Annotated in this window: 9 protein-coding genes and 1 pseudogene; 6 read left to right on the top strand and 4 right to left on the bottom strand. The window is 70.2% G+C overall.

The window, feature by feature from the left end; all coding sequences use genetic code 11:
* From x551_RS14525 to x551_RS14540, 4 genes and pseudogenes are all read left to right on the top strand, one after another.
* Positions 1-375 (top strand): annotated as a pseudogene (locus tag x551_RS14525) (AraC family transcriptional regulator); the annotation flags it as partial.
* Positions 376-411: 36 nt separating this feature from the next.
* Positions 412-1,527, top strand: a complete 1,116-nt coding sequence (nadA, locus tag x551_RS14530; RefSeq protein ID WP_036249150.1) for a quinolinate synthase NadA — start codon at positions 412-414, stop codon at positions 1,525-1,527.
* Complete coding sequence (nadC, locus tag x551_RS14535) at positions 1,527-2,399, top strand: carboxylating nicotinate-nucleotide diphosphorylase (RefSeq protein WP_036235479.1); 873 nt, start codon at positions 1,527-1,529, stop codon at positions 2,397-2,399. The genes nadA and nadC overlap by 1 nt, the downstream gene beginning before the upstream one ends.
* Before the next feature lie 85 nt (positions 2,400-2,484).
* Positions 2,485-2,769: a late competence development ComFB family protein gene (locus tag x551_RS14540; protein WP_011829151.1), complete on the top strand. Its 285-nt coding sequence runs from the start codon at positions 2,485-2,487 to the stop codon at positions 2,767-2,769.
* Between the two features lie 19 nt (positions 2,770-2,788).
* On the opposite strand, the gene nadB is transcribed toward x551_RS14540, so the two are convergent.
* A complete protein-coding gene (nadB, locus tag x551_RS14545; protein WP_036235481.1) occupies positions 2,789-4,417 on the bottom strand; it encodes an L-aspartate oxidase in 1,629 nt (542 codons plus the stop codon).
* 169 nt (positions 4,418-4,586) lie between these two features.
* On the opposite strand from nadB, the gene x551_RS14550 reads away from it, so the two are divergent.
* Together x551_RS14550 and x551_RS14555 are read left to right on the top strand one after the other, a co-directional pair.
* On the top strand, positions 4,587-5,534 hold the full coding sequence (locus x551_RS14550; protein ID WP_152543529.1) for a hypothetical protein: 948 nt from the start codon (positions 4,587-4,589) through the stop codon (positions 5,532-5,534).
* Between the two features lie 17 nt (positions 5,535-5,551).
* Positions 5,552-5,896 carry a hypothetical protein gene (locus x551_RS14555; protein WP_036249156.1) on the top strand — a complete coding sequence of 115 codons (345 nt, stop codon included), beginning with the start codon at positions 5,552-5,554 and terminating at the stop codon, positions 5,894-5,896.
* 48 nt (positions 5,897-5,944) lie between these two features.
* Here the strand turns inward: x551_RS14555 and clpB are convergent, their stop codons facing one another.
* The 3 genes from clpB to x551_RS14570 all read right to left on the bottom strand — a co-directional run bounded on the left by clpB (position 5,945) and on the right by x551_RS14570 (position 9,516).
* The gene (gene clpB, locus x551_RS14560; protein ID WP_036235777.1) at positions 5,945-8,548 is read right to left on the bottom strand and encodes an ATP-dependent chaperone ClpB; all 2,604 of its coding nucleotides are present in this window, start codon (positions 8,546-8,548) and stop codon (positions 5,945-5,947) included.
* A 90-nt stretch (positions 8,549-8,638) separates the two neighbouring features.
* Positions 8,639-9,040 (bottom strand): fluoride efflux transporter CrcB, encoded by a 402-nt coding sequence (gene crcB / locus x551_RS14565; protein ID WP_231497803.1) that lies wholly within the window; start codon positions 9,038-9,040, stop codon positions 8,639-8,641.
* Positions 9,037-9,516: a molybdenum cofactor biosynthesis protein MoaE gene (locus x551_RS14570; protein WP_036235779.1), complete on the bottom strand. Its 480-nt coding sequence runs from the start codon at positions 9,514-9,516 to the stop codon at positions 9,037-9,039. The genes crcB and x551_RS14570 overlap by 4 nt, the downstream gene beginning before the upstream one ends.
* Positions 9,517-9,743 lie beyond the last annotated feature (227 nt).

Genomic DNA, 9,743 nt, shown 5'->3' on the forward strand with positions numbered 1-9,743 from the left:
CCCGCTGCTGGCCGACGAACTGAAGCGCGCCGCGCCGGTGCCGCTGGGCGTCGCGCTGCCGCAGGACAAGCGGCTGCGCACGCTGTGCGAGGCGGTGCTCGACGATCCGACGCGCCACGACACGCTGGCCGACTGGTCGCGCGACGTCGGCGCGAGCGAGCGCACGGTCGCCCGGCTGTTCCGCCAGGACCTGGCACGAGCTTCGTGCAGTGGCGCCAGCAGGTGTTGCTGGCGCGCGCGCTGTCGCTGGCCGCGCGCGGCACGCCGATGGGCCAGATCGCCTCCGAGCTGGGCTACGCCAGCCCCAGCGCCTTCAGCGCGATGGTGCGGCGCTCGGTCGGCGCGCCGCCGAGCCGCTTCTTCGCGTCGGCGTGAGCGGGCCGGCTCGGCGAAAATGCGCCCAGGAGCCTCATGAGCGAACAGATCCTCTACGACTTCACCAAGCAGGACGCCAGCGGCGCCAGCTGCACCTCGCAGGCCTGGGCCAAGGTGCCCGAACCGCTGACGCCGGCGCGCCGCGACGCGCTGAAGGCGCGCGCGAAGCAGCTGCTGGCCGAGCGCAACGCGGTGCTGGTGGCGCACTACTACGTCGACGGCGACCTGCAGGACCTGGCGCTGGAGACCGGCGGCTGCGTGTCCGACTCGCTGGAGATGGCGCGCTTCGGCCGCGACCACGCCGCGCAGACCCTGGTGGTCGCCGGCGTGCGCTTCATGGGCGAGAGCGCCAAGATCCTGTCGCCCGAGAAGACGGTGCTGATGCCCGACCTCGACGCGACCTGTTCGCTCGACCTGGGCTGCCCGCCCGATGACTTCGCCGCCTTCTGCGACGCCCACCCCGACCGCACCGTGGTGGTCTACGCCAACACCAGCGCGGCGGTGAAGGCACGCGCCGACTGGATGGTGACCAGTTCCTGCGCCGTCGCCATCGTCGAGCACCTGCATGCGCAGGGCCAGAAGGTGCTGTGGGCGCCGGACCGGCACCTGGGCCGCTACATCGCCGAGCACACCGGCGCGGACATGCTGATGTGGCAGGGCGAGTGCATCGTGCACGACGAGTTCAAGGGCCTGGAGCTCGAGCTGATGAAGCGCGAGCACCCCGACGCGCTGGTGCTGGTGCACCCCGAGTCGCCGAAGCGCGTGGTCGAGCTGGCCGACGTGGTGGGCTCGACCTCGCAGCTGCTGAACGCCGTGACCGGCAGCGACCGCCAGACCTTCATCGTCGCGACCGACAACGGCATCCTGCACCGCATGCGCCAGCTCGCGCCCGGCAAGACGCTGCTGGAGGCGCCGACCGCCGGCAACAGCGCGACCTGCAAGAGCTGCGCGCACTGCCCGTGGATGGCGATGAACGCGCTGCAGGGCGTGGTCGACTGCCTGGAACACGGCCGCGGCGCGATCACCGTGCCCGAACCGACCCGCACGCAGGCGCTGGGCTGCATCGAGCGCATGCTGGATTTCGTGAAGGCGAATCCCGGCGCGATCAGCCAGCCGGCTCGCGGCTTCGTTCCCAACATCGGTGCCGCGTGATGCTCACTTTCGAAACCAACGAGACGCTCGACGAAGCTCGCGCGCGCAACGTGCGCGACGCGCTGTTCGAGGACATCGGCCGCGCCGACTGGACGGGCCGGTTGGTCCCCGAGGGGCGCCGTGTGCGCGCGCGCGTGCTGGTGCGCGAGGCGGCGGTGCTGTGCGGCCGGCACTGGTTCTTCGACTGCATGGTCGCACTCGACCCACAGGCCGACGTGCAGTGGCACTACGCCGAGGGCGCGCGCATGGACGCCGACACGCTGGTCTGCGAGATCGAGGCCGACGCCCGCGCGCTGCTGGCCGCCGAGCGCCCGGCGCTCAATTTCCTGCAGTTGCTGTCCGCCACCGCGACGCTGACGCGCCGTCACGTCGACGCGATCGCCGGCGCCTCGCCCAACCCGCGCGGCTGCGCCATCCTCGACACCCGCAAGACCCTGCCCGGCCTGCGCCAGGCGCAGAAGTACGCGGTGCGCACCGGCGGCGGCCAGAACCAGCGGCTGGCGCTGTGGCACGGCATCCTGATCAAGGAGAACCACATCGCGGCCGCTGGCGGCATTGCGCAGGTGCTGGCGGCGGCGCGCGAGCTGAACGCGGGTGTCGACATCCAGATCGAGGTGGAGACCCTCGCGCAACTGCGCGAGGCGCTGGACCACGGCGCCGTGAGCGTGCTGCTCGACAACTTCGACCTGCCGCAGATGCGCGAGGCGGTGGCAGCGAACGCGGGCCGCGCGCTGCTGGAGGTGTCGGGCGGCGTCGCGCTGGATCAGGTGCGCGACATCGCCGCCACCGGCGTGGACCGCATCTCGATCGGCCGGCTGACCAAGGACGTCACGGCGACCGATTACTCGATGCGTGTGCTCGGCAACGCCTGAGCACCGGCCTCGCCGGGCGAAAAGCGGGCGCTCTGCCGCGCAATTCGGCATTTGCCGGCGCTGCATGCTCGCGACAATCGACCGCATGAGCTCCGAATTCGCGGGCATCCGCAACTATCAGGAACGCGCGGTGTTCGACGCCGTGCGCACGTGGCGCGACCACTACCCGCTGATCAGCGACGACCTGCTGCCCGACGTGGCCTGCGTGGCGCTGAACCGACTGCCCGCGCGCTACATCCGCCACGAGGTGGATCTGGTCTTCTACCAGAGCGAGAAGGAGCGTCTGATGGCCGAGCGCCTGGTGGCCAGCGCGGTCGGCTTCGCGTTCGAATTCGTCCAGGCGCGCACCGCGATGCGGGCGCGCGCCTGAAGCACGGGCCGAACGCGGCTCAGGCCGCCCAGGGCGCGGCCTTGCGCTTGGGCTTGCGCGTCAGGATGGTCGGGAAGCTGACCGGCAGCGTCTGCGGGAAATCGCGGCTGTAGTGCAGCCCGCGGCTCTCGTGGCGGCTGAGTGCCGACCGCACGATGAGCTCGGCGCAATCGACCAGGTTGCGCAGTTCCAGCAGGTCGCGCGTGACGCGGAAGTTGGCGTAGTAGTCGTCGATCTCGCTGCGCAGCAGCTTGATGCGATGCAGCGCCCGCTCCAGCCGCTTGGTGGTGCGCACGATGCCGACGTAGTTCCACATCAGCAACCGCAGCTCGTCCCAGTTGTGTGAGATGACGACCTGCTCGTCGGCATTCTCGACCTGGCTCTCGTCCCAGGCCGGCAGGAGGGGGAGCCCGCTCTCGTGCTGCGAGAGGATGTGCTCCGCGCAGGTCTTGCCCAGCACCACGCATTCGAGCAGCGAGTTGCTGGCCAGCCGGTTGGCGCCGTGCAGGCCGGTGTAGGTGGTCTCGCCCACCGCATACAGCCCCGGCAGGTCGCTGCGGCCGTCGAGGTCGGTGACCACGCCGCCGCAGGTGTAGTGCGCGGCCGGCACCACCGGGATCGGCTGTCTGGAGATGTCGATGCCGAGCGCAAGGCAGCGCGCGAAGATGGTCGGGAAGTGCGCCTTCAGGAAGGCCTCGCCGAGGTGCGTGGCATCGAGCCACACGTGGTCGAGGCCGTGCTTCTTCATCTCGAAGTCGATCGCGCGGGCGACCACGTCGCGCGGCGCGAGTTCGAGCCGCTCGTCGTGGGCCGCCATGAAGCGTGTGCCGTCCGGCAGCTTGAGCTGCCCGCCCTCGCCGCGCAGCGCCTCGGTGATCAGGAAGCTGCGCTCCTGCGGGTGGTAGAGGCAGGTGGGGTGGAACTGCACGAACTCCATGTTGCCGACGCGGCAGCCTGCCCGGTAGGCCATCGCGATGCCGTCGCCGGTGGAGGTGTCGGGGTTGGTCGTGTAGCGGTAGACCTTGCCGGCGCCGCCGGTCGCCAGCACCACCGCCGCGGCCGGCAGCGTCTCGACGCGCTGGCGGTCGATGTCGAGCGCGTAGACGCCGTAGCAGCGCGGCGAGCCGTCGGTCTTGAGATGCCGCGAGGTGATCAGGTCGACCGCCATCCAGCGCTCGCGCAGCGTGATGTTCGGATGACGCCTCACCTCGTCGAGCAGCACGTCGTGGATGGCCTTGCCGGTGGCGTCGGCGGCGTGCGCGATGCGCCGCACCGCATGCCCGCCCTCGCGGGTGAGGTGCAGGCCGAGCGGGCCTTCGGGATCGGGCGAGAACGGCACGCCGCGCTCGACCAGCCACTCGACCGCCTCGGCGCTGTGCTGGGCGATGAAGCGCGCGGTGTGCTCGTCGACCAGGCCACCTCCCGCCTCCTGCGTGTCGCGCACATGGCTCTCGATGCTGTCGTCGCTGCCGAGCACACCGACGATGCCGCCCTGCGCCCAGGCCGTGGCGCCTTCGTCGAGGTTGCGCTTGGCGAGCACCACGACGGGATGGCGCGGAGCCAGTTGCAGCGCCACCGTCAGGCCGGCCAGACCCGCGCCGATGATCACCACGGGGGACGGGGACGCAGCTTCGTGGCGGGTCGGCATGTCGGCAGTTTCAGGACCGGACGCACCGCAGCGGCGCGACATCTGGCCCGGATTCTATCGACGCCCCCCGTCGCACCGACCCGGCGGAAAGTGCGACCCGATTGACCTCAGGGCGCGCATTACACTTGGTGACATTCGCTCCGGATGGCCGTCCAGCCTGGCGTTGTCCATGAGTTTTTCCTCCGATCCCCACAGCCGATCCAGCCGACCCCCGACGTCGCCGCCGGCCGCGCACGACTGGGAATCGACGCGCGTGCTGACCCAGATCTCGCCGCGCTTCCCCAATGGGCAGGCGGGCGCCGCGGAGCAGGCGGACGACACGCAGGACATCGGTCGCGCGGTCGGGAATGGCGTGCGCGAGTTGTTCGTCGCCTGCGAGCCGGCCGATGCGATGACGCAGCAGTTCGACCACCTTCAACCGGAATTCGTGTCGGTGCACGACCTGGGCACGTCGGCCTCGCGCAAGTTGCTGGGCGGCATCGCAGCGGCCAGCCAGCGTGCCGTGCAGCGGCTGGTGGTGCGGCGCAACGGCGCCGGGACGGTGCTGGCCACCATCGAGTACGTTGACTGCCCCGCCGCCAATGGCCGCAGCGTACGGCTCTACAGCACCGAGGTCGATGCCGACACCCACACCCGCCAGACCCTCGCACGCGTGCTGCTGGGCCGCGCGCGGCTGGGCATCATGATGGTCGGCGACCTGCCGGCCCATGCGCTGACGACGGCGCTGGCACCCTGGCGCGAGGCGGTGCTGCGCGGTGGCTGGATCTGCCGCCGCATGCTCTTCTTGCCGCTGACCGCCGGTGCCGCACTGCCGGCCGAGGTGGCCAAGTTCCGCGCGGCCACCGCGCTGGATGCCACGCCCACGGCCCAGGTAACCCGCCCGGCCGACGTGTGGGGCCAACTCTGCCTGGCGTGGAATGCCTGGCAACGCCAGACCAAGCCCGGTCAGGACGTGGCCACGCTGCCGCTGCTGGGCACCGGCTCCACGGCTGCTGCCGCCGCCACGGCGGCCAATGCCGTGGCCGCCCGGGCTGCATCGGTGCCGACGCCGATGCCGGTGGTCGGCGCGCCTCACCGGCGCACGACGAGCCGCTCGAACGCTATCTTCACGATCTGAGCCAGCTCACCGGCGTCGTGAGTGCCTGCGCCTTCGACATCATGACCGGCCAGCCGATCGGCCATGCAGGTGCACGGCCCGGCCCCGACGAACTGGGGCGCCACGGCAGTTCCGTGCTGGCCACGATGATGAGCGCCAGCCGCGCGCTCGGGCTGGGTGCAGCAGTGCCCGACATGTCGGTCACCCTCGGCCAACACCATCTGCTGCTGCGTCCCCTGCCGGCGCACCCGGGCGCTGCGCTGCACGTCGTGCTCGACAAGCCGCACGTTTCGCTGGCCCTGATGGTGCTGCAACTGCGCCGGCTCGACGACGCACTGCTGCTCGCGGCCCGGCTGCCGAACTCCGCACAGCCGCGGAACTGAGTCATCCGCCCCACGCGGCCCGCCGGGACGGGCTGCGTAGGGTGCGCCTCAGTGCACCACGCGCCCGAAGTGGAACTCGCCCGGCGAGCGGATCGGGTCCACGTCGACCGGCACCACGTCCTTCGGCGCGAACTTGCCCTCCAGCAGCAGCTTGGACAGCGGGTTCTCGATGCGCTGCTGGATCGCCCGCTTCAGCGGCCGCGCCCCGAACACCGGATCGAAGCCCACCTTCGCCAGCTCCGACAACGCCGCCGCCGACACCTCGAGGCGGATGTCCAGCTTGGCCAGACGTGCCTCCAGCGCCTTGAGCTGGATGCCCGCGATCGCTTCGATGTGCTGCGCGTCGAGCGCATGGAACACCACGGTCTCGTCGATGCGGTTCAGGAACTCCGGCCGGAAGTGCGTCTTCAGCTCGCCCCACACCGCCTCGCGAATCAGCTCCGGGTCCTGCCCCGCCATCTGCATGATGAGGTGAGAGCCCAGGTTGCTGGTCATCACGATCACCGTGTTCTTGAAGTCCACCGTGCGGCCCTGCCCGTCGGTCAGGCGGCCGTCGTCCAGCACCTGCAGCAGCACGTTGAACACGTCGGGGTGCGCCTTCTCCACCTCGTCGAGCAGCAGCACGCTGTAGGGCTTGCGGCGCACTGCCTCGGTGAGATACCCCCCCTCGTCATAGCCCACATAGCCCGGCGGCGCGCCGATCAGGCGGGCGACCGAGTGCTTCTCCATGAACTCGCTCATGTCGATGCGGATCATGGCTTCCTCGGTGTCGAACAGGAAACCGGCCAGCGCCTTGCACAGCTCGGTTTTGCCGACGCCGGTGGGGCCGAGGAACAGGAAGGAGCCGGTCGGGCGGTTCGGGTCGGACAGGCCGGCACGCGAACGACGGATCGAGTCGGACACGGCGCGGATCGCCTCGTCCTGGCCCACCACGCGCTCGTGCAGCTTCACTTCCATGTCGAGAAGCTTCTGGCGCTCGCCCTGCATCAGCTTGGCGACCGGGATCCCGGTGGCGCGCGCCACCACCTCGGCGATCTCTTCCGAGCCGACCAGCGTGCGCAGCAGCGTGGGCTTGCCATCGACCCCGCCCTTGGCCTCCTTGGCCTGCGCGTCCTTGAGCTTCTTCTCCAGCTCCGGCAGCTTGCCGTACTGCAGCTCGGCGACCTTGTTGAAGTCGCCCTTGCGCTTGAACTCCTCGATCTGCGTGCGGATGCGGTCGATGTCTTCCTTCAGGTGGGCCGAGCCCTGGGCGGTGGCCTTCTCGGCCTTCCACACCTCGTCCAGGTCGGCCGCTTCGCGTTCGAGCTTCGCGATGTCCTCCTCGATCAGGCCGAAGCGCTTCTGCGAGGCCTCGTCCTTCTCCTTGCGCACGGCCTCGCGCTCGATCTTCAGCTGGATCAGCCGGCGGTCGAGCCTGTCCATCACCTCGGGCTTGGAGTCGATCTCGATCTTGACCTTGGCCGCGGCCTCGTCGATCAGGTCGATGGCCTTGTCGGGCAGGAAGCGGTCGGTGATGTAGCGGTGTGAAAGCTCGGCCGCAGCAACGATCGCCGGGTCGGTGATCTCGACGCCGTGGTGGACCTCGTACTTTTCCTGCAAGCCACGCAGGATGGCGATGGTGGCCTCGACGCTCGGCTCGCCGACCAGCACCTTCTGGAAGCGGCGCTCGAGCGCGGCGTCCTTCTCGACGTACTTGCGGTACTCGTCCAGCGTGGTGGCGCCGATGCAGTGCAGCTCGCCGCGCGCGAGCGCGGGCTTGAGCATGTTGCCGGCATCGATCGCGCCCTCGGCCTTGCCGGCGCCCACCATGGTGTGGATCTCGTCGATGAAGACGATGGTCTGGCCCTCGTCCTGCGCCACTTCCTTCAGCACGCTCTTGAGCCGTTCCTCGAACTCGCCGCGGTACTTGGCACCGGCCAGCAGCAGGGCCATGTCGAGCACCAGCACGCGCTTGCTCTTGAGCGACTCCGGCACCTCGCCAGCGACGATGCGCTGCGCCAGGCCCTCGACGATGGCGGTCTTGCCGACGCCGGGCTCGCCGATCAGCACCGGGTTGTTCTTGCTGCGCCGCTGCAGCACCTGGATCGCGCGGCGGATCTCGTCGTCGCGGCCGATCACCGGGTCGAGCTTGCCGGCGCGGGCGCGCTCGGTGAGGTCGAGCGTGTACTTCTTCAGCGCCTCGCGCTGGCCCTCGGATTCGGCGCTGTCGACCTTCTGGCCGCCGCGCACCGCGTCGATCGCGGTCTCCAGCGCCTTGCGGGTCAGGCCGTGGCCGCGCACGATGCCGCCGAGGTCGGTCTTGGCATCGGCGAGGGCGAGCAGGAACATCTCGCTGGCGATGAACTGGTCACCGCGCTTCGCGGCATCGCGCTCGGCCGCCTGCATCAGAGTGACGAAATCACGGCCGGGCTGCACGCCCTGCCCGCCCCCCTGCACCTGCGGCAGTCCGTTGAGGGCCACGTCCATCGCGGTCCGCAGGGCCGCGGTGTTGGCGCCAGCCCGCTCGAGCAAGGCCTTGGGGCCGTCGGGCTGCGCCAGCATCGCAGCCAGCACGTGGGCCGGCTCGATGTAGGGGTTGTCGCGCGTGACGGCGAGGCTCTGGGCGTCGGCCAGCGCTTCCTGGAACTTGGTCGTGAGTTTGTCGATACGCATGGGGAAATTCCTCCGGATTGCACCGAAGATGGGCCCGGCGCTGCGACTTTTCAAGCACGGGCCGGCTTGACCTGCATCAAGCGGGCCCGCTCAGCGGGCCGCGAGCCAGGCCTGCGCCAGCGCCCAGCCGAGCGCGGCACAGGCCAGCGAGCCCAGCACATGCGCCAGCGTGTGCCCCAGTGCCATGGCATAGGAACCGCGCTGCAGCAGCACCATCGATTCGAGCGAGAACGCCGAGAAGGTGGTGAACCCGCCGCACAGGCCGGTCATCAGCAGCAGGCGCAGCAGGTCATCGGGCCGCTGCGACAGCCAGGCCGCGGCGGCGCCGATCACGAGGCCGCCCGAAGCATTGATCAGCAGCGTGCCCAGCGGAAAGCCGGCCCACATCGGGTTGAGCCACAGCGCGACACGCCAGCGGAGCAACGCGCCGACCGCCGAGCCGGCGGCCACGCACAGCGCCTGCAACAGCGGCGTGGCCACGGCGGCGCTCACGCGTTGCCGCTCACTGCGATGCCCCAGCGTCGGAGGGCGTCGTCGTCGGCTACGCGGGCATCGACCCAGCGGGCGCCCTGCGGTGTCTGCTCCTTCTTCCAGAACGGTGCCTGGGTCTTCAGGTAGTCCATCAGGAACTCGCAGGCCTGGAAGGCCTGGCCGCGGTGCGCGGAACTGACCACCACCAGCACGATCTGTTCGCCCACCTCGAGCGGGCCGATGCGATGGATGACGCGGGCGCCCAGCAGGTCGAAGCGCGCGAAGGCTGCGTCGATCATGGCCTCGATCGCACGCTCGGTCATGCCGGGGTAGTGCTCGAGCTCCATGCGGCTGACTTCGTCACCGTCGTTGCGGTCGCGGACGGTGCCGACGAAGCTGGCGACTGCGCCGACACCGCGCTGATGGGCGCGCAACGCGGCCACTTCGGCGGACAGATCGAAGTCCTCCGTCTGGATGGTCACGCGTCCGGTCGTCATGGCACGGGATTCTCGCACCGCCCTGCCCTCTGGCCGCGTGCGCGGCCCAGGAGCGTTCAGCTCGGCAGTTCGTCGTTCTGGCGCAGCGAACGCACTGCGCGTGCGCGTAGAAGCGGCTCTGCTCGCACTGCACCTGCATGCAGCGATAGAGCGAGAAATTGGTCCGCGGCGCGCAGGCCTCGGCCGGCGTGCCGGGCACGGCCTCGCGGCGCGCCGGTTCGGCGGCC

Source organism: Methylibium sp. T29 (assembly GCF_000576205.1).
Taxonomy (GTDB): domain Bacteria; phylum Pseudomonadota; class Gammaproteobacteria; order Burkholderiales; family Burkholderiaceae_C; genus Methylibium; species Methylibium petroleiphilum.

Bases quoted from the DNA above. Each gene is read 5' to 3' on its own strand.
- nadA (WP_036249150.1), top strand. From the start codon at position 412: ATGAGCGAACAGATCCTCTACGACTTCACCAAGCAGGACGCCAGCGGC.
- nadC (WP_036235479.1), top strand. From the start codon at position 1,527: ATGCTCACTTTCGAAACCAACGAGACGCTCGACGAAGCTCGCGCGCGC.
- x551_RS14540 (WP_011829151.1), top strand. From the start codon at position 2,485: ATGAGCTCCGAATTCGCGGGCATCCGCAACTATCAGGAACGCGCGGTG.
- nadB (WP_036235481.1), bottom strand. From the start codon at position 4,417: ATGCCGACCCGCCACGAAGCTGCGTCCCCGTCCCCCGTGGTGATCATC.
- x551_RS14550 (WP_152543529.1), top strand. From the start codon at position 4,587: ATGAGTTTTTCCTCCGATCCCCACAGCCGATCCAGCCGACCCCCGACG.
- clpB (WP_036235777.1), bottom strand. From the start codon at position 8,548: ATGCGTATCGACAAACTCACGACCAAGTTCCAGGAAGCGCTGGCCGAC.
- x551_RS14570 (WP_036235779.1), bottom strand. From the start codon at position 9,516: ATGACGACCGGACGCGTGACCATCCAGACGGAGGACTTCGATCTGTCC.